Source organism: Paenibacillus sp. CAU 1782, from assembly GCF_054551715.1.
In genome coordinates, this window is record NZ_JBTOLL010000001.1 from 801483 (window position 1) to 822199 (window position 20717).

The 20717-nt window shown below is 51.7% G+C and carries 15 protein-coding genes; 4 read left to right on the plus strand and 11 right to left on the minus strand.

Features of this window, described 5'->3' with window-relative positions:
- Positions 1-120 precede the first annotated feature (120 nt).
- Positions 121-4626, minus strand: a complete 4506-nt coding sequence (locus ACX93W_RS03955) for a DEAD/DEAH box helicase (protein WP_459391009.1) — start codon at positions 4624-4626, stop codon at positions 121-123.
- A gap of 195 nt (positions 4627-4821) precedes the next feature.
- Between ACX93W_RS03955 and ACX93W_RS03960 the strand changes: the two genes are divergently transcribed.
- A complete protein-coding gene (locus tag ACX93W_RS03960; protein WP_459391010.1) occupies positions 4822-5112 on the plus strand; it encodes a hypothetical protein in 291 nt (96 codons plus the stop codon).
- Between the two features lie 125 nt (positions 5113-5237).
- Here the strand turns inward: ACX93W_RS03960 and ACX93W_RS03965 are convergent, their stop codons facing one another.
- From ACX93W_RS03965 to pyk, 4 genes are all read right to left on the minus strand, one after another.
- Complete coding sequence (locus ACX93W_RS03965; RefSeq protein ID WP_459391011.1) at positions 5238-5504, minus strand: CD3324 family protein; 267 nt, start codon at positions 5502-5504, stop codon at positions 5238-5240.
- Between the two features lie 419 nt (positions 5505-5923).
- The gene (locus ACX93W_RS03970) at positions 5924-6553 is read right to left on the minus strand and encodes an SGNH/GDSL hydrolase family protein (RefSeq protein ID WP_459391012.1); all 630 of its coding nucleotides are present in this window, start codon (positions 6551-6553) and stop codon (positions 5924-5926) included.
- A 65-nt stretch (positions 6554-6618) separates the two neighbouring features.
- Positions 6619-7653 (minus strand): EamA family transporter, encoded by a 1035-nt coding sequence (locus ACX93W_RS03975; RefSeq protein ID WP_459391013.1) that lies wholly within the window; start codon positions 7651-7653, stop codon positions 6619-6621.
- A gap of 609 nt (positions 7654-8262) precedes the next feature.
- On the minus strand, positions 8263-9681 hold the full coding sequence (gene pyk / locus ACX93W_RS03980) for a pyruvate kinase (protein WP_459391014.1): 1419 nt from the start codon (positions 9679-9681) through the stop codon (positions 8263-8265).
- Positions 9682-9790: 109 nt separating this feature from the next.
- Here pyk and ACX93W_RS03985 point away from each other — a divergent pair, with 109 nt between their 5' ends.
- Complete coding sequence (locus tag ACX93W_RS03985; RefSeq protein WP_459391015.1) at positions 9791-10576, plus strand: helix-turn-helix domain-containing protein; 786 nt, start codon at positions 9791-9793, stop codon at positions 10574-10576.
- A 73-nt stretch (positions 10577-10649) separates the two neighbouring features.
- Entirely contained in the window at positions 10650-12707 is a 2058-nt protein-coding gene (locus ACX93W_RS03990; RefSeq protein ID WP_459391016.1) for a molybdopterin-containing oxidoreductase family protein, read from the plus strand.
- Positions 12708-12725: 18 nt separating this feature from the next.
- Here the strand turns inward: ACX93W_RS03990 and ACX93W_RS03995 are convergent, their stop codons facing one another.
- The 6 genes from ACX93W_RS03995 to ACX93W_RS04020 form a co-directional block, all read right to left on the minus strand.
- Positions 12726-13697 carry a 2-hydroxyacid dehydrogenase gene (locus ACX93W_RS03995; protein ID WP_459391017.1) on the minus strand — a complete coding sequence of 324 codons (972 nt, stop codon included), beginning with the start codon at positions 13695-13697 and terminating at the stop codon, positions 12726-12728.
- Positions 13698-13714: 17 nt separating this feature from the next.
- The gene (locus tag ACX93W_RS04000) at positions 13715-14881 is read right to left on the minus strand and encodes a PstS family phosphate ABC transporter substrate-binding protein (RefSeq protein ID WP_459391018.1); all 1167 of its coding nucleotides are present in this window, start codon (positions 14879-14881) and stop codon (positions 13715-13717) included.
- A gap of 62 nt (positions 14882-14943) precedes the next feature.
- Positions 14944-15933 (minus strand): zinc-binding dehydrogenase, encoded by a 990-nt coding sequence (locus ACX93W_RS04005; protein ID WP_459391019.1) that lies wholly within the window; start codon positions 15931-15933, stop codon positions 14944-14946.
- Positions 15934-15954: 21 nt separating this feature from the next.
- The gene (locus ACX93W_RS04010) at positions 15955-17790 is read right to left on the minus strand and encodes a polysaccharide deacetylase family protein (RefSeq protein ID WP_459391020.1); all 1836 of its coding nucleotides are present in this window, start codon (positions 17788-17790) and stop codon (positions 15955-15957) included.
- Between the two features lie 9 nt (positions 17791-17799).
- A complete protein-coding gene (locus ACX93W_RS04015; protein ID WP_459391021.1) occupies positions 17800-19230 on the minus strand; it encodes an MBOAT family O-acyltransferase in 1431 nt (476 codons plus the stop codon).
- Between the two features lie 19 nt (positions 19231-19249).
- Positions 19250-19678 carry a GNAT family N-acetyltransferase gene (locus ACX93W_RS04020; RefSeq protein ID WP_459391022.1) on the minus strand — a complete coding sequence of 143 codons (429 nt, stop codon included), beginning with the start codon at positions 19676-19678 and terminating at the stop codon, positions 19250-19252.
- 229 nt (positions 19679-19907) lie between these two features.
- Here ACX93W_RS04020 and ACX93W_RS04025 point away from each other — a divergent pair, with 229 nt between their 5' ends.
- Positions 19908-20717 carry a hypothetical protein gene (locus ACX93W_RS04025; RefSeq protein ID WP_459391023.1) on the plus strand — a complete coding sequence of 270 codons (810 nt, stop codon included), beginning with the start codon at positions 19908-19910 and terminating at the stop codon, positions 20715-20717.

Consider the following 20717-nt stretch of genomic DNA (forward strand, 5'->3'; position numbering starts at 1 on the left):
CGGTTTGCCGCATGGGCGCCGGAATCGGCGTTTTCTTGCTCGTATTGGCGATAAAACTTGCCGCTTTAAGCGGTCACTCATCTTCGAGAGACTTCAATAAAGGTTTTCTCATACGATGACTCAAGACCTGGCCTGCAGCCGGCTCATCCATAACACGTACGATTTTCCATCTCTTTCCGCTCCTATGCTTTGCAGCAGATCTGCCGCCTCGGATTCCGCAACAGGTTTATTGTTCCACTTATCAATAACAATTTTGGTCAAGCGCTGAGTATGAAGTATGGTACTGAAAACCTTGCGCAATTGATGGGTGTCATCACTGTTTTTTCCATAATCCTCTTCCATGTTGTATATTCGTTTGCCATTGTTTTCGATCCAATAGCGCCATTTCCCGTCGCCTACAACCAGATAACTTCCTGTTTTCCGGGCACAGGTTATGCCGGGAGTATCCGGCCAATCCATCATCAATCCAAAGGGGTTGGCAGGGTCCAGCGCCGACAGTATCGTCAACTCGCCGTTGGCTTTTGCCGCCTCGGTCAATCGGGAAGCAATGCCCGGAGGCGCAAATTGCATGCCGGATTGGCCTTCGATGAAACGGCCTCGAACGACAGTTCCCCATTCCTCCAGCTTTCCAAGCAGAGGGAGCATGTCATCCCAGCTAAAAGGCGATACGGCATGAATCAGCTCTTTTGTAATGATGCCGTACCCTTCTAGGAGCTGATGCAGCCAGCCCAATGCGGATTCTGCCAGTTCTTTAGTCCGTTTGCTTCCATTGCTATCTGCTTCCGCTCCTTGGGGCTGCTTGCTCGGAGCCGATGCCGCCAAGCTTCCGGTCCAATACCAGCGCCCAAAGCCGGACCCGCCTTGGGCAAGATCGCCGTTTTTTCCTCTCTTCACTCGAAGCGGAGCGAACTGGTCATTGGAGGCATGGCCTTCCCATACAAGCTCCAGCAGATCGCTCAACGTTTCACTTGGCGGCTTGCCGTAATTGCGGCTTAAACCCGTCAAAAATGCAGCTCCCCCGGTCTTCAACAGCTCCAGCAGCTCAGGATGGGCAGTCTGGTTCCGGCTTGCACGCTCAACAATCGGCGCAAACAATCCAGCTTGATCGCTTAGGAAAAATGCGATTTTCCCTTCTTTGCGCCCCTCCCCTTTTTCCCCAAGCCAGATCAGCTCCCCCGCCGAGCACAGCATGTCCAGCTCTTCCTTCCTGTAATTAGGAATTCGTGCGGGAAAAATAAGCGACTCCCAGTGCGATACAGGCATGTATAAGCCTTGCAGCTTCCGCAAAGTCTCCACTATGCTTAGACTGCCGCCCACAGCGTTTCCTTGCCCAACATGTTGGCGTTCCGCCAGCAAGCCGCACCATCGCCACGGATTTACGGGCTGTACCTGGCTTCTCGCCTCGCGCAGCGATGTTTTGATCAAACGTTCCACGATCCTGCTGCCGCTCCAGCTCTCCTTATTCCTTCCGGTTTGGAACGGCGTTGGCACGATACGTCCCTGCTTACTCAGAGACTGTATCCATTCCTCGGCGCGTGCCGTTGTCAAAATAGGGTAACGCTCCGTCAAATCGTCTGACGAAAAAGACATGACTCCCTCCACGTAACGGTTCAGTACAAATGCTGCAGCTTCGGGCTTCGCATCAAGCGACTTGTACATCGTCTCTTCCTCTGCGCAATACCAACGCACTATTCCATTGCCGGAAGTCAATTCGGCAATCGCGTTTTGGTGGATAAGCTCCATCACCCACTCTCTCGTCTTTGGGCCGGCTATTTCGCTTAACTCCTTCAGGCTGCTTTCCCCGTGCTGCTTCAGCAGCTCCAGCAGTCCGGCTGCGCTGTTAGGCGTATGGGAAGGGTGCAGAAGGCGGTTTTCTTCTTCCAGAATGGCGCTTGGGGACAACACGCCTTTTACTGCTTCCGGGCCAAATAACGTACCTGCCAGCTCACGGCTGATTGCCAGCAGGCTAGCTTGCGTCTCCAGATTCAGACCATCGCCTTCATAAACCTTCATGTTGACGTAATCGGCCAGGAATTGAGTCGCCATAGGAGATGGATAAGCCGTCTCTGTAATGAGAAGTGTCATGTCCCCTTCCTGTATGCCTGTCAGCACTTCCTTGAGTCCTTGCAGATCCAGATAGTCATGCATGCATTCTCTCATCGCTTCAGCCAAAAACGGAAATTTGTCCGCGTAGGGCAGTGAATCGCGCAGCAGCTCTTCGCTGCGCAGGCGCATCTGCCACATCGGCGTGCGGGTAAAGCTTCGTGCAAGAAGAAGCCCGGTTTCCGCAATTCTTCGGAAAGCGATGGCAAGCAGCGGCGAACCTGTCATCCCGTCCATAAGCAGCTGCTCGACGTTGCCGGGCATCACTTCCCGAAATACACGCAGCCAGGAGGAATCCCATTCCGGAAGCACAAATTCGATGCCGTTGTCTTTGGCATTGCCATAGAGCGTATAAGGAAGCAGGAGCTCGAACTGGCGCTGCAGCGCAAGCAGCCACGTGCGGTTGATGCGCCGTCCAAAATGATTCAAAACCACCACATGCGTCTGGTTCATCATATCGCGGTAATGCTCTACCACAATTGTTTTGGACGTTGGCAGCTCGCTTACGGCATGCTGGGACGAGACATACGACATCAATTCAGTAGCCGATCCGTCGTCCATGCCATATGGTCCGCGCAGAAAATCGTAGGTTTGCTTCCGGGCCGCCTCGTCCGGAACCAATTGCGACAGCTCCGCAAGCTGGCTCCAGTGCGCTCCGCGTTCCCTGTTGGATCTGGAGTCAAGCCGCAGCATGTCGGAGAGCGTCTCCATAAAAGCTCCGATTTGCTTCCCAAGACGGAAAGACCGCCCCGGTCCTTCATTTCGCCAAAAAGGGATTTCGCTAAAGCTGTTTGCGCTTTCGGAGACATAAACCCGATCCTTTTCGATTTGTCTGATCATCCATGAGTTCGTGCCCAGCAGGAAGACATCGCCGACTCGGCTTTCCAGCACAAATTCCTCGTCCAGCTCTCCCAGGTGGGTACGGCTGTCTATATGATGAACTGGATATTGCGAGCTTTGGGGAATCGTCCCCGCGCCTCTCAGCGCCGCAATCGCCGTATTTCCCCGTTTTGCGATTTCTCCGCTCTCCCGATTCCAATCCAGAATGGGTCTGGAGAAGGGGTAAAAGCCCGCCAGCACGTTCAGAATTTCCTCCAGCATCACGCGGTCCAGCTCACGATAGCTGTCGCTGCCCGCAACCAGACGATGCAGTTCATCAACGTTTAGCACCGACTCGGCGGAGCCAGCGATCGCAATGGTTTGCTGGGACAATACATCGATTGGCCGCTCGGGAATGACAATCGGATCAATATCCCGTTCGGCGATGCATTTGCCAAGCACCGCCGCTTCCGGCAGCGCCCCCCTGTAACGGGGGATTATGACGCCGGCCGAGGTGTCGCCTACGGCATGGCCCGCCCGGCCTATCCGCTGAATCCCGGATGCCGCGCTAAGCGGAGAATCGATCTGAATGACCAGATCGATATGTCCGACATCAATGCCAAGCTCAAGGGACGAGGTTGCGACCAGACAGCGCAAGTCGCCGCTTTTGAGCCGGGCTTCCGCCTCCAGGCGCAGCTCCTTGGACATGCTGCCGTGATGCGATCTTGCCATATCCATGCCAGCAAAATCGTTGATCCGCAGCACCAATCTTTCGCATAACCGCCGGCTGTTAACAAAAACAAGCACCGAACGGCGCCCCTCCATCAGGCTAAACATGGTTTTTAACAGCGGTCCCCATACCGCCTCCCGCGAGGTTTGAATCCCGGCCAGCTGCGGCATGCAAAGAGTGACATCCAGCTTTTTGTCCATGTTGCTTTCCACGATATGTACAGGCCGCGGAATAAATCCGAGGCTATGAGAGCGGGCAGCTTCTTCGCCCTGGCTGGACCCGGCTGCTTCAGCGCTCCCGGGATCCATCCATCCGCCAAGGAATGCTGCCACCGCTGACAGCGGTTTCTGAGTTGCGGATACGCCAATTCGCTGGATGCGGCTTCCCGTTAACGAGGTTAGTCTCTCCAGCGAAAGAGATAAATGGGAACCGCGTTTATCTCCGGCCAAATCATGAATTTCATCAATAATGACCTGCTTAACAAAACGCAGAATGCCCCTTCCTTGCTCTGACGTCAGCAAAATAAATAGGGATTCCGGCGTAGTTATTAAAAGCTGCGGCGGATTCTTGAGCATAGATCTGCGCTGCGCCGGGGTTGTATCGCCCGTACGAACGGCGCTGCGGTAGCCCGGCCATGGAATTCCCAGCTTTTCTGCAGCAGCTTCCAATTGCTCGCCAAATCCGACAACATGATGCTGAATATCATTATTTAACGCCTTAAGCGGCGTAATATAGAGCGTTTCCACGCCTTTGCGCGAATTTTCTCGCGAATCAGGCTTGCTTAGACTTGCATTAACGCATGGCAGCAATGCGGCAAGCGTTTTTCCGGAGCCCGTCGGCGCAGCGATCAGGGTATGCTTCCCTGCTGTTATAGCTGCCCATGACTGGCGCTGGACATCGGTTGGTTCGCCAAAGCTTTGGCTGAACCAAGCCTGCAAGAGAGGATGGAAATGCGGTATGTCGGATGTGGACATCGCTTCAACTCCCGGAGATTGCATTTTCTTCAATACGGGTACCGATCTTTTTGTACATGGTACTATTATACAGGATGTCGATAACTCTTTACATACGCCATCCATAATTTGACAAACATTGCAGACGCCATCTGTTAGCATGATAAAGAGCTCGCGTTAGCGCTGGCATACCATATCTTTTAGGAGAGTATACGAATGAAAATGATTTCGAACCAATGCTTTACCAATGAAACTATCTTTTTTGATGGCTTCTGCTTTACAAACTGCAGCTTTACTGATTGTGTCATTATTATTACATCGCTTCAGTTCCATTTTGAAGGCTGCTGTTTCTACCGTTCCTCCCTTCACGTCCATCCCGAACTGCCGGTATTCGAGGTATCTCACCGCCTGTCGCAATCCAGTTACGATTCCGATACGCTGTGTTTCCGCGATGATTACAAGTATCCCAGAACAACGCTGCGCCTTCCCGGCGCCAGCTTAGCTTGATTGACCTAACGCGTGTTTGCAAACATGCTCTGGCGACAACAAAAAAACAACCATCGGACTGCGATTACGTACGCTGTGCTCCGATGGTTGTTTTTTCTTTTGATGATAGTTAAGGTCCTTAATCATTAGCGGGCCTTCACAATAATTTTCCGTATGCTTTCGCTGGACAGATGGTACTGTCTCTCAAGCTCGGCGACCGATGCGCCGTCGCTGTAACACTGAACGATTTCACGGTTTCGTTCCGCCAGCAGCTTGCGCGTTCCGCTCACTTCGCCCCAGCTTGCGCGCTGATTGGCAGGTTTTGGTATATAAATCAAATCGCCTTGAATATACTTTTGCAGCTCCAGCAAAAGGCTAGGGGGAAGCACGTCTCTTCCATTTTTGTAGTTCACGGTCAAAGTCCTCCTGAAATTGGTTTAAACGATACGATCCTACGACATTCGACATTCCACTCATAAGCATTACTTGCGTCATGTTTTGCTTCCTCCCTTTCTTTGGGTTTTGGTTGCCTTTTTATGGCTCATTATTCATTATAAAGAACATTGTTCCAATGTTCAATCACCGACTTCAGAAAATATAAGAGGAGGCCCAAGGGCCTCCTCCGTGGAAGGCAGTCTCCGGCATTAACCGGAAACCACCTCAAGGTTCTTAATCAAATCGATCAGCTCCTTTCTTCTGAAATTCGTCGGCCCGACACCTTTATTATAGATCCGGTCCGAGTGGGATTTCCAGGAAAAGAACAGCTATAAAATAAACTTTACCAAAATTCCGTATTGAGGTTGACTCAACAACGCGTGCTGAGATGCGAGACCTAGATCGCCTTCACCGCGCGCAGCCAGGCGTCTGCAATAAGAGCATGGCCGGGAGCCGTGGGATGAACGCCGTCAGCAGCCCAATAGGCTGGTCCGGTTGACACGCTGCTCGCCGCGAACAAACCGTCAAGCGGCACATAAGGCGCTTTGAACTCCGCCGCCAATTCCCGAACCGCAGCGATTTTGGGATCCAGATCCTCCCGCCACGCGCGGCGGTCTTCAGGAACGGGAAGCACAAAAGGCTCGATCAGTATCAGCGAAACGTCAAGCGAGCTTTTGGCATCCACAATCAGTTTGCGATAGCGCTCATAAAAGACATCTGCCGGCGTATAGTCGTCGTTATCGTATCTGCGCCAGGTATCATTGATGCCGATGTAAATGGATAACACATCCGGCTTTAGGTCCAGACAATCACGCTGCCATCTGGACTCCAGATCAGGCAGGCGATTTCCCCCGATCCCCCGGTTCAGAAAGGTTACTCCACTGTCGGGATTCAGGAAACCGAATTGCGAAGCGATGAGATGGGCATAACCATGCCCCAGGCTGTCGGGATCGCTATAATTGCGTCCGCAGTCCGTGATGCTGTCGCCTTGAAATAAAACCGTTGCATGTTTAGGGATAAGTGACATTGCCCAAATTCCTCCTAAGCGCTATAAGAATATTCTGGAAGACAATACCATGATGATCGTTAATTCTACCCCCCGGTTTTGGACCTGTCAATGATCAATCGGGGCATTTTTTTCCGGTGTTTCATCCACTCCGGCAGAGCAATGCCGATCAATACCAGAACAACGCCTCCCCATTGGAGCGCCGACACCTGCTCATGCAGCACTACCGAGGACAGCAGGACCGCAACGGGAAGTTCGGCTGCGCCAAGAATGCCGGCAAGCCCTTCCCCAATATGCGGAACGCCGTATGCAAACAGCAGCGGCGGTATAAATGCGCCGAACAAGCCCAGAAACGTTCCGAACAGCAGCAGGCTGGATTGCAAATCCCCGTTCCACAGAAATTGCGGTGGGAAAATGCTCCAGATCAAGAGCAGCGCGCCGGCCATCATCCATTTGCTGCGTTCCGCCGGCGGGGCGCTCTGCACCGCCTTGCCGCTCACCAGAATGAAGAGCGTATAGCTGATTGCGGACAAAAAGCCCAGCAGCAAGCCCAAGAGATGCAGCCTTCCCATTCCCTGCTCCAAAACGCCCGCCGCCAGAAACGTTCCGCTTAATAAAATAAATAACGTCCAATACATCAATCCTGCGGGCCGTTTGCGCAGCCTCACGGATTGGACCAATACGCTGATCCAGGTAAATTGAAAAAGAAGCAAGATCGCCAGCGAAGCTGGAATGTAACGCAGCGATTCATAATAAAGCAGCCCGGTAATGGCGGTTGGCATGCCTGCAGCCATGAGAATCATGCGCTGCTTCCAGGAAAGCTTTGTTGTTGCCCCTCCTGCTTCGCTTGTGCCCCCCTGACTGGCTGTATGATTTCTATCCGTTGTCTTGATTGTGGTTACATTGTTGTTATGGTTGATTCCCGCTTTGAGCCCCTTTGCGCCGTTTTTGCGGCGGAGCTTCAGCCAATAGGCAAACCCCCAGCTTAACAGAAATCCAACCATCATTTGAGAGCCGGTTACTTCGCCAAGACTGTAGCCCGCCTCATATGCTTTCACGACGAGAGTCGACAATACGCCGTAGCTGGCTGCGCCAAGTAATACCGATAATACATGCTTCACATCTCTTCCCCCTAATAGGTAGTTCAAAAAGTCCGCTTTCCATTTCGGATCATGACTAGCGTCATGGCCGGCGTCGAATATGGCATTCAACCGAAACTTCCGTTGCTCACTTAGCTTCCACTAAGCTCCGCTACTCATTTTCTAGTTTCATTCCATCTTCTCGGTACTGAAAACCGAACTTTTTGAACCTGATTGTATGAGGTAGTTCAAAAAGTCCGCTTTCCATTTCGGATCATGACTAGCGTCATGGCCGGCGTCGAATATGGCATTCAACCGAAACCTCCGTTGCTCACTTAGCTTCCACTAAGCTCCGCTACTCATTTTCTAGTTTCATTCCATCTTCTCGGTACTGAAAACCGAACTTTTTGAACCTGATTGTATGAGGTAGTTCAAAAAGTCCGCTTTCCATTACGGGTTATCAACGCAAAAAAGCTACGGATAAGCAAGCTGCCCTCTTTGGAGGGACAACTTGTTATTCGTAGCTGGAAAGTTAGGCTTTCCGTAGAAACCCCCGCCCTGTGCCTTTCGCGGTTATGCGGGATTATACGAATGCATGATGAATCAGCAGCATTCATTGTGGCACAAGCCGGCTTGTCCTGTCAAGAACAATTAGTCAACTTGATGAATTTGAATCAGGTTGGTTGCGCCTGCTTTTCCGCTTGGTACGCCTGCGGAAATAACAACGTAGTCGCCGGATTGAACGATTCCTGTTTCAGCGGATTTAGCGATGGACAGTTTGAACATTTCATCCGTCGAAGTAACGTTTTCGCCTTTAACCGGCACTACGCCGCGAGTCATCGTCAAACGCTTCAATACGCTGTCATGCGAGGAAATCGCAATAATCGGCGCTTTTGGACGATATTTGGACACCATGCGAGCGGTAAAGCCGCTTTCTGTCGGCGTCAGAATGGCTTTTGCGCCCAGTTGCAGCGAGGAGCTTACAACGGATTGGCTGATGACTTCCGTAATGGAGCCGATTGGAGCCGTCATGCGGCTTTCAAAAGCAGCGTCGTAATCAACAGTTGCTTCTGTACGGTCAGCGATTTGAGCCATCATACGAACGGATTCAAGCGGATATTTGCCCGCTGCGGATTCGCCGGACAACATGATGCAGTCAGCGCCTTGCAGAACCGCATTGGCAACGTCGCTCACTTCAGCGCGAGTCGGACGCGGGTTAACCTGCATGGAATCCAGCATTTGAGTTGCTACGATAACCGGTTTGCCGGCCACGTTGGATTTTTGAATCATGATGCGTTGAAGCATAGGAACGTCCTCGGCCGGAATTTCCACGCCCAGGTCGCCGCGAGCAACCATAATGCCGTCGGATGCTTCGATGATGGCGTCAAGGTTGTCTACGCCTTCTTGGTTTTCGATTTTGGAGATGATCGCGATGTGACCTGCGCCGGCATCCTCCAAAATTTGTTTTACTTGCAGAACGTCCTCCGCTTTGCGGACAAAAGACATTGCGATAATGTCGATTTTTTCTTCGATGCCGAAACGGATATGGCGAATATCGCGGTCCGTTACGCCTGGAAGGCTTGTGCTGATACCTGGCAGGTTAACGCCTTTGCGAGGTTTAAGCGCGCCGCCGTTCAAAACCAGACAGTTGATTTCAGTATCAACAACTTCCTCAACTACCAGCTCGATCAAACCGTCGTCGATCAGAATACGGTCGCCAGCTTTAACGTCGCTTGGAAGATCGGGGTAGTTAACCGGCACGCACTCCGCTGTACCCGCAACTTGGCGGCTTGTCAATGTCAGCTTGTCGCCTGTTTTGAGGGCGTAAGAGCTCTCTTCCAGATTGCCGATACGGATTTCCGGTCCTTTAATGTCCATCATGACGGCAACGATTTTGTTTGCCGCTTCAGCCGCTTCGCGAACCAGCGCGATGCGCGCGCTGTGGTCTTCCAGCTCGCCGTGCGCCATATTCAAGCGGGCTACGGTCATACCCGCATTCATCATTTCTTTAAGGATTGGTACAGAGTTGCTTGACGGTCCCATCGTACATACAATTTTAGTTTGGCTCATCGTTGAATCCCTCCATGGTTGTTCTGCTCTCCCCAATTGTAGAGGAACTGCAAGACAACGTACATGAAATATAGTATGATAGATGTAAAATAGTACCGCGAGGTGGAGCATGCTCACAGTGGAAAAGATCAGCTTTGACCGTGGCATGGGCTGGTACGGAGATTCCAAGGAAAATGCCGATTTATCGCTGTTTATCGTCATGACCTACGGCAAATGCCTTTTTCGCATTAATGGTAAGAAAATTATTGCGGAGAAAGGCGACTTCCTCTATATTCCTGCCGGCGCAGACTACTACGGCAAAAGCGTTCCAACCGTCTTTCACGAAAAACTTGTCTATTTTTTGAAAACAAATGTCAATCATGTGACACTCCCATTGCTCCAAAATGACAGCGGCGCTGCAGCCAAAGCGGGCTGCTTTGACTATAGCGTGGAAAGGCTCCGCTCCGCCGCCAAGGAATGGGAGGAAGATGCCCCCTACGCCGCCGTCCGCAATGCGGCCGTTATCATGGAAACGCTCGTGCTCTGGAGCCGCGAGTTGGATCGCGGCGAACCCTCCGATATTTGCATTCAACATACGGAGCGGATGAAAGCCTATATCGGGACCGGCTATCGCGATAAAATAACAAAAGAGCTGCTTGGCGAATGCATTGGACGCAGTCCCAACTATGCCGCCTCCCTCTTTCGCCGGATGACCGGCCAAACGATTAGCGAATATGTTCATGCAGTGAGAATGCGCACAGCCGTCTATATGCTCACGGAATCGCTGCTTAGCATCACCGAAATTTCAGAGTATCTGGGTTATACCGATGTCTCCTATTTTCAGCGCTTGTTCAAACGGCAGTTTGGCGTGCCCCCTTCTCATTATTTAAAGGAACGGCCAAAAGGAGTATACTGAATAATAGACTTATCAGCAAAATAAGGCTTTGTCCTTCTAGGGAGCCTGCATGAATGAAAGGTTGTGTGAACCCATGACAACATTTGTATCCGACGGCATTGTCCGTTCCGTATGTCCCTTTGATTGCCCCGATACATGCGGGCTTCATGTGACTGTTAACGAGGGTAAAGTGACAAGCGTCACCGGCGACCCTGAACACCCCGTTACTAAAGGGGCAATATGCAATAAGGTAAGGCAACTGCCGGATCGCATCCATCATCCTGATCGGCTCATGCACCCTATGCGCCGGATTGGACCCAAAGGAAGCGGCCAGTTCCAGCGCATCTCATGGGAGGAAGCTTTTGATGAAATCACCTCTCGCATGAAGGATCTGACAGAACGTTACGGCGCAGAAAGCATTATGCCGTACAGCTTTTACGGCAATATGGGCGTACTCAGCGCGGAAGGCATGGATCGGCGCTTTTTCCATCGTCTAGGCGCCAGCCATCTCCAGCGGACGATCTGCAACGCGGCCGGTTCGGCGGGCTACAGCTATACAATGGGCGCGTCCGCGGGCATCGATCCGGAAGAAACCATTCATACCAAGCTGTTTATCATCTGGGGCTGCAACCTGGTTTCCACTAATATGCATCAGACGGCTTTGGCGTCGGAGGCCCGCAAACGAGGCGCTCGCATCATCCATATCGATGTGCATCGCAACCGCACTTCGACATGGGCCGATGAATTTATTCTGGTCAATCCTGGTTCGGATGGAGCTCTTGCGCTTGGCCTCATGCATGTGCTGATTCGCGACGGCATGGTGAACCATGATTTTGTCAATCAGTTTACAATCGGATATGACGAGCTTGCCGAGGAAGCAAAACGCTACGAGCCTCATGTCGTGGCTGAACTGACGGGCGTGCCTGCGGCAAAAATCGAAGAGCTGGCCCATTTGTACGGCAGCGTCTCCCCTTCTTTTATCCGAATCGGCAACGGCCTGCAGCATCATGACAATGGAGGTATGATCGTTCGCACAATCGCTTGTCTCCCCGCTTTGACCGGACAATGGGATATTCCCGGGGGCGGCGCGATGAAAGGCAACGGCTGGTACTCCCGCTTTAACGGCAGCAAGGTGGAGCGCCCCGATCTTGCATCCAATCCCGGCGTCCGCCAAATCAATATGAACCGGTTGGGAGAAGCGCTGACGGAACTGGACCCGCCAATCCGCATGTTGTTTGTCTACAATAGCAATCCCGCCATTGTTGCGCCGGAGCTCAATAAGGTCAGAGACGGATTGATGCGCGAGGATTTGTTTATCGTGGTTCATGATCTCTTCCAGACGGATACGGCTCAATATGCCGACCTTGTGCTGCCGTCTACATCCCATATGGAGAATCTTGATTTGTATTCTTCCTATTGGCACTTATACGTACAGTTAGGCAAACCCGTTTTGCCGGTTCCAGGAGAATGCAAATCCAATTTCACCTTGTTCAAGGAGTTGGGACTTCGGATGGGCTTTGAGCCCGAGGCGTTTGATATTGATGAGGAGCAAATGATTGCCGATGCGCTTGACCCCGAACTAAATCCTTTGCTTGAAGGAATCAATCTAGATACGTTGCGGGAGCATGACTGGCTAAAAGCCGGCGGAGGCCGCCGCGTTCTTCTGGAGGAGCGCCTCCGGACGCCAAGCGGAAAGGTTGAGTTTTATTCCGGCTCGATGAAAGCCGCCGGCCTGTCCCCCGTCCCTGTTCACACGCCGTTGCTGGAGGAAACTGATTATCCGTTCTGGCTGACAACTGGGCCGAATCACAGCTATCTTAATTCAACCTTCGCCAATCAGGCCAAGCTTCAAAAGCTGGAAAAAAGGCCAACTCTCGTTATGCACCGCGATGACGCGGCGGCATTGGAGCTGGCCGAAGGCGATCAGGTGCTTGTTCGCAACGATCGCGGCGAGATTGAATTAACGTTAAAAACCGGCGAGGATGTGCTCCCCGGCGTGCTGGTGACCCAAGGGTTATGGTGGGATGATGCCAGCGGCGGCAAAGGAGCGGTAAACAAGCTGACTCCTCAGCGCTTGTCCGATATGGGAGGCGGAGCCGTCTTTTTCTCCAATCGCGTGGAGGTTGTAAAAGCCGACGGTATTTCGTCGTAAGCGGTCCTCGCCGTTTGGCTACGACTTGAATTCAGGAATTAAGCAGGAGGGCGTTTCGCCCTTCAGCGCGCTGACCAGATTTTCGGCGGCAAGCATCGCCATATCAGTGCGGGTTTTAGTCGTGGCGGAGCCAATATGCGGCAAGAGCACAACATTGTCCAGCTTCACCAAGCGGCTGTCTTGAGGAAGCGGCTCCCGTTCAAACACGTCCAGGCCCGCACCGCGTATGACGCCTCTCTCCAATGCGTCGATCAAGGCATCTTCGTCAAGCGTGGCGCCGCGCGAAGCGTTAATAAGGATCGTGCTTGGCTTCATCATCGCAAACTCCCTGGCGCCCAACAATCCTTTTGTATCTTCCGTCAACGGAGCCAGCATAATAACGAAATCGCTATGCTGCAGAAGCTCTTCCAATGTAGCATAGGCAGCGCCATAGTTTGCTTCCACATGCGGTCTGCGGCTGCGGTTGTGATAGAGCACTTTCATGCCGAAGCCAAGGGCCGCTCTCCTTGCGACAGCTTCCCCGATTCGTCCCATTCCGATAATGCCCGCCGTTCCATGATGAACGTCAATGCCAAACAGGTTATCTCCATCTCCCCGTTTCCATTTGCCTTCGCGAACATGCCGATCCAGCTCTGCCACTCGCCTGGCGCTGGACAACATAAGGGCCAGCACAAGATCCGCAACCGAGTCATCCAGCACGTATGGCGTATGCGTGCCAACCACTCCCGCTGCCAGCATATCCTCTATGGCAAAATGATTGTAGCCTACGCTGACCGTGCTGACGGCTTGCAGCTTTGGCGCAGCCGCTAGCAGCTCTTTATCCACCCGCCGGCCTGCCGTCAGAAATCCGTTAGCCTCAGCCAGCCTGGCATGCAGCTCCTCGCGTGTTAATGTATCTTTGCCTTCCCAAACGTCCAGACGGCTATGCTCCATTAAATAAGCCTTCACGTTGTCCGGCAGCGGACGGTCCGAAAAAATGTAAGGTTTCAAACGGCACCTCTCCTGTCCTAGTTATTGCCCACTGGCGTATAGCCAACCTTCTCTACGATTTTTTGCCCCTGCTCCGACGTTATCCACTCCAGCAGCCCTTCCAAGTTGGGATTGTCAGAGTCCGTTGTAACCGCATAAAAATTGCTGGCCAGCGGATATGTACCATTGCTTATGTTTTCTCGTGTTGGTGCGATTCCATCGATTTCAAGCAAGCGGATTTTGCCGTTGCCCACCATTTCCGTTGCATAAAACAAAAAAGAATAACCGATTGCTCCGGGATAATTGCGATAATCAGCTGTTTGCGAAATGATGCCGCCCATGCCTCCGGCAATCTCTTCCTTCAGCGGCTCCATCAGTTCCGTTTCACCCATCAGGCGCTGAAGCGCTGTTTGGCTTCCGCTGTCTTCCGGACGCTGGAACGCTTTAATGGCTCCGTTTTTGCCGCCTAGCTGCGACCAGTTTGTTAGTTTACCCGAATAGATTTCTTTTACTTGCTCAGTTGTCAGCCCTGTGACGAGATTATCCTTATGTACAAAAAAGACAAAGGCTTCTTTACCAAGCGGCGTCAGTTTCATTTCGACACCAGCCGTTTTGGCATTCTGCAGCTGCATGTCGGACGGTCCCGCAACAAAAATGATATCAGCTTCGCCTTTTATCAAGCTTGCATACGCCTCAGGCGTTTTGCTAGAGCGAACCTTGCTGTTGCTTGGGTTGTAATCGCCCTCCGGATAAACAGCTTGGGCAAATGATGAGTACAACGGGTATAGCGCAGTCGCTCCGTCCATTGCGGGCAGCGGCTGTCCGGATTTAAAGGCAGGCTCCTCGTCCAGCGAAACCGCCTTTGTGCCTTTGGTGAACGGTTTATAGGCATACAGACTGACCTCGCTGCCGACTACTCCAAAGCTTTTATGATAAAGCTTGACGCTTTCATTGCCCGCAATCGTTAAAATGGCCGCAATCAACAAAGCGCCGATCAGTCGTTTGCCCCACTTGCCCTTAAGCCCGCCCAATAAACCGATGGCGAGCAAGGCAATACCCGCAATCACCGCAACCGGAATCAGGTAGGTATAGAGACGATCGCTTATAAATATGGCCGTTCCGACCCAAAGAACAAATCCAACAAGCGCAATCATTGGCGCAAACACCACAAACAAACCGACATTTTCCCATGATGAACGTTTCAAATCCGACTCCCCCTCTTCTGCTTTCATCATAAGAAAAGGGAGCCGAACCGGATAGTACTAACTTATTGTAGTACCTTCACGACAATTTTGCCGCGCACATGGCGCTCCGAGAGTCTTTTTAACGCTTGGGGCACTTCCTCTAAAGCGATTATTTGTTCAATCATAGGGTCAATTAGACCTTTAGCCATTAATCCCAGGAACTCATTGCCCATTGTCGCAAGATCCCTCTGCGCTTTTGTGCTTCCCGAGTTATGCGCCCCGCCCAGCATTAGCTTATGCAAAGTAAAGGTTTTGGTGGAGGGCTGAAAATCCGCAACGGTTTCCGGAGCTCCGGCTATGCAAGCGAGCTGTCCGCCAAATGATAGCGCGCTTAGATCCTTCTGCGATACGGCGCGATTAACCGTATTCAAAATAAGATCCGGCCCTTCCCCTCCGGTAGCTTCCAGCATTCGGGCATGCACGTCTTCGGAATTGTAGTCAAAAGCGAAATCAGCACCCAATTTGTTTACATAATCAAAATTATGTGACGAACAGCTTGTCATGATCGTTCCGGCGCCAAATACGCGTGCCAATTGTATGGCATACCCGCCTACGCCTCCCGCTCCTCCATGAACGAACAGGGATTGGCCGGGTTGAATGTGCATACATCGGATAAGCGCCTGATAGGCTGTTAAGCCCGCGCAAGGAAAAGCCGCGGCTGCTTCAAAGCTGACGCGGTCCGGGATGCGGGAGACGGTATGCGCCGTCGTGACCGCATATTCCGCGCATACGCCGCCAGCAAATACGCTTCCATGAAAAACGACCCGGTCCCCCTTTTGCCATTCCGTCACTCCCTCGCCGACCTCCTCCACCATACCCGATGCGTCTACGCCGGGCACATGGGGGTAGGTCCAGGAAAGATGTCCGGCGGCCATCATTTTGTAATCGACCGGGTTTAAGCTTGCCGCATGAATGCGGACCACAATTTCGCCGCTTCCGGGCGCCGGCTTGTCAAGCTCGGTCAATATAAGCTCTTCCGGCTTTCCCGGACCTAGCTGCGCGATTGCTTTCATTTGTACGCCTCCGTTTTTCCGTCATTTTCCTTGCAATCTTTGCACCAATACTTCGCTTGGCACTTCCGGCCCAGCGTTGATTCGCTTAAGCGCAAACAGAGTCCTCGTATCGCCCTTGACAATTTCGTTCAACCCGGATTTAGTGGATAACGTCGAACGGTAGCCCAAATCCTTCAAGACTTGCTCCGAGAGATGTGTATAATAGCCAAACGGGTACGTAAACACGTTGACCTCGCCACCGGCATGCTCTTCAATCTGATCCTTCATATATTGAAGATCCTCTGTCAAAGCTCTTGCGTACGCCCCGGTGCTTTCGCCTTCTTTTGGCAGCACCCCATTGCGCACTTCGGAATCATCGGGCGACGTTTCATGCATATCGAAGGAATGGTTCTGGATATCGATCACACCGGAATCCTCCATCTCCTTCGCCTGCTCCCACGTAAAATGCGGATAGAACTGCTTGCCGGGAAGCCGATGCTCGTCCCTGCCGACCGACCAGCCGATGGCGGAAATGGTGGCATGCATGCCGAGCTCCTTCAAAACGGGATAGGCATATTCGTAATTACTCAAATAGCCGTCGTCAAACGTAATGACTAGCGGATTATCCGGGAGTTCGGCCTTTCCGTCAACATAATCGATGACCTGCTGCAGGGTGATTGTTTGGAAGCCAGCCGCCTTGACCGCTTCCATGTCGGTGCGGAATTTGGCAACCGGTATAATCAGCGAATTCGGTTCGTAGGGATTGTCGTCGATATGATGATAAACCAGAATCGGCACGGTAGCTTTTTCGCCGGATAATGCCGGAGGCGCAGCAAATACCTGCTCTGCATGGTCCTTGACGTTTTCCGCCGTGGTGTAGTGTCCAAAATCGGCCGGCACATAAACTTCGGGGTCCTGGAATATGTAGCCCAGCATCATTTCCCCCAGCGTATTCCGATAATGCATTGTATCATAGAAATAACGGGGATCTCCGCTAATACCGGTGTAGCCGGTAAAATCCCAAAAGTCCGTTACATCCGCCAGCTTGACCCAATATTCCTTCAGCTTCGCCAGATCGTAGCTTTTCATCTCCTGCTCCGACGTCGCCCCCGTGATCAGGCGAAAGGTAGCCCCTCTCGATTCCACATAATCCTTGATACGTTTCAGGGACTGCACGTTTTTGTCCAGCGCAACGGCCTCCAGCTTGCCGAAGGGAGCAAATGCCGTACTGTTGGCCGCCATGAAGGCTTCCCGGTCGTCCACGGGTTCCGCATCCCGTCTCACCTTATTGTATACGCCGGTTTCGGGGATAAAAGTCGCAAATTGAAACGGATCAGCAGCTCTTTTTGCATAACCCTCCAGCTTGGCGTAACTGTAAGAAGGATTGAGCTTAAGGTAATCCAGATAAAACCGCCACAGCGGCTCGCCTGAAACTTTGCCATGCAGCGATTGCTTGAAATCCGTCGCTTTTTCATTGAAATGGCTAATTTCCTGCAGACTCATATGAAGCACGATATTTTCCGGCTTATAGTGATCCATTAGATAATAGACCGTTTTTTCATAATCGTTAAAGTCGCCGCCGTACATCAGCATGCTGTAAAAGCTGGCATCGTCGCCATAATAGCGATCCAGCAGCTCCGGCGATATGGAACTGGACTTGGAGCCCCCGATAATATAGGAATTATAGCGTTCGTGATACTTGTCCAGATAGCCGATTTTGGCGACGCGCGGATTGTTGTTCATATTATAAGCATGCCAGCCCAGCACTTTGTCCCCGAACACGCCGAAGGGGTCGACGATTACATTAAAACCCGCCACAAGCCCGGCCCCAAGCACCAGCGAAGCGACAAAAGCGGTCAGCCATTTGCGTAACGTCATGTTTTCACCTCAAAATTGGAAGTACAAAAATTTGGATACGGATGTCATCTGCGCCAGACTGATGCTCAGAAGCACCGCAGCCACAACCGCATGGCGCAAGCGCGGCGTGAAGTTTTCGGTTAGCTGTGCGCTGTTTTTCCCAAAGAAGGAAATGCCCATGCCGATCAGCAGCAGAACAATGACGTAGGCGTTATACGCGCCGAATGACATTATTTTCTCCAGTGCCCCGGTCAACCCCATCCCGGCAAAATCCTTCAGGCTCATCATTTTCGCCATGACGTCCCATGCTTCCTTCGCGTCCCTGGAAACAAACAGAATCCGGGTCAATACAACCCCCGCAAATGTCAGCAGCCAAGCCAGCAGGAACGGAAGCTTCCATTTGTTGCGGTACATCATGTGGGCGAAACAGACAAACACGCCGTTAATGACGCCCCACAGAATAAACTGCCAGCCCGCGCCGTGCCAAAAGCCGGATACAAAAAACGTCATCATTACCGAAAAATAAAAATTGAAGCTGCCGCTTCCTTTCCGGTAAAAGCTTCTGAATATATAATCCGACAAAAATTTGGACAACGTCATATGCCAACGCTGCCAATATTCACGGAAATTCCGTGCCCGATACGGCGAGTTGAAGTTATGGGGCAGCCGGATGTTAAAGAACAGAGCGAGTCCTAGCGCCATGTCCGCATATCCGGACAAGTCAAAATAATAGGAGATCGTATATCCGACCGATGCAAGCCAGGCCGTCAACGTGTCTCCCGCCGCCACGTCGGAATAAAAGGTAACCGCATAGCTCGTCAGCGGGTCCGCCAGCATAATTTTTTTGGCGCAGCCGATGGAGAACAGGAAAATGCCTGTCATGATGTTCAGACCATTCAGCACAGGCATCGCCTTGGACTGGTATTGCGGAATGACATCGGCATGATGGACAATCGGTCCCACGATCAGCTGCGGGAAAAAAGTAATGAACAGCATAAAATCCACCAGCGGCGTTTTTTCGCTTTTGCCGCGGTAGCAGTCCACCAGATAAGCAATCAACTGGAAGGTGTAAAAGGAAATGCCGAGCGGGAGCACAATCTGCAGCAAGGCAAAGGCTTGTCCCGTCAGCATGTTGATGTTTTCAATCATGAAGTTGGCGTATTTGTAATAACCCAAAAAAGCGATATTGAGCAAAAGACCAACTGTCAGCAGCAATCTTCCGCGCCAGGCGGCGCCGTTTTTCATACAGCGGATAATGAGATGGCCCAAGGCATAGTTGACGAGCACGTCAACCAGGAAAAGCGCCGTAAACGTTCCGCTGCCCTGCGCGTAGAAATAAAGCGACGCCAGCACCAGCCAAATTTTGGCCGCAAGCGCCAGCTTAAATGCGCTTAATACCCGATAGACGAGAAAAGTAACGGGCAAAAAAATAAAAATAAACGTGTAGGTCGAAAATATCAAGGAGATAACCTTCTTTCGGTCAGTTTAAAGCTTTGATCATTCTGACATGGGGAATGCCTTCTTCCATAAACACGTCGGAATCGCTGGCGTAGCCAAGCTTTTCATAAAAGCCTGCAGCTTGCGTCTGGGCATGCAGCTTTGCCTTCTTAAGCCCCATTTCCTTCGCAATCTCCTCCAGCTTGATCATAATTGCTTTGCCGGTGCCGCCAATACGGAAATGATTGAGCACGCAAATCCGCTCCAGCTTCGCCGTCTCCTCTACGACCCTTAGCCGGCCTGCGCCAGCGGGTTGCCCGTTGTTGCGGGCCAGCACATGAATGCTGCTTTCTTCATACTCGTCAATTTCGGCTTCCGCCGATACGCCCTGTTCCTCTACGAATACTTCCATCCGTACGCGGAACGCCTCCCGGAGCTGCTCCGGAGTTACGACTTTCTCTGTTGTTATCATGGCCGTCCGCCACTCCCTTCATCAATACCACTCTATTATAATGGCATTTCATGCAAATGCCAAAGTGCTTGAGAGCTCTCGGTTTCTGTCAGGCAAACCAAGCGGGAGAAGCGCTATGCCGGCAATCATTGACAGGAGTTGCGGCGGCTTCTATAATGAGTTCGACTTGAAACCTAGACTGTGCCGCAAATGCGCAGATGTCTGTTACTTACGTGGGAGGGAAACCTTTATGTCGGCTCAGCCGCTTGATTTTTCCATGATTCATTCGTTTTATCGCATTTCGCCGCAGGGTGTCGAACACCCAGAACATCAGCTCCCGGCAGCCGATATTCTGAATGCCGCAACTTGTCGCGAGACATTGCATTATTTTGAAAAAGCCACTTTAAGCCACGGCCTGCTTTATCCCGCATCCATGATTGGACGGACGATGTTTTACCTGAGTACTGCCACTCTTTATTTTTTGAGCATGAACAACGTTTTTGTTCATTTCAGGCTACAGGACTTAACTTTGCAATTCGAAAAGCACGGAGATTATTACCACCTGGGATATCGTATTGATGAATTGACGCTTCATCCCATTGCGGCTGAAGGCGAGGCTCGGGAGCGTGATATTGCCGAAGGCTGGGCTGCTTTCATTAGCGGGACCGCCGTTCCCTTTATTCGCGCAGTTGCGGAGACCGCAGAGTTCAAGCCGGACATGATCTGGAACCAGTTTGGCTCGGGGCTGCATTCTGTACGGGATTATGTTATCGGGCAAATTTCTCTTCCGCATTTCGTTGAGCAAATCCATAAACAATCTGCAATTCTGGAATCATTGCCGGGAGAGCTGTTCGAAAGACGCCGCAATCCGTTTTCCCATACGCCAAAATTGATCGAAAATCCCTTTCAGCAGTCAGAAAGCAAACTCATTGTTCGATCCGCCTGTTGCTTCAATGACCGTAAGGAAGGCGGCGTAAAGTGTTATACCTGCCCTCTTCTCTCCACTGATGAAAGAGAACAGCGGAAGGCGGAAATTTTAGCCGAAAGCGCTGCGAATTAA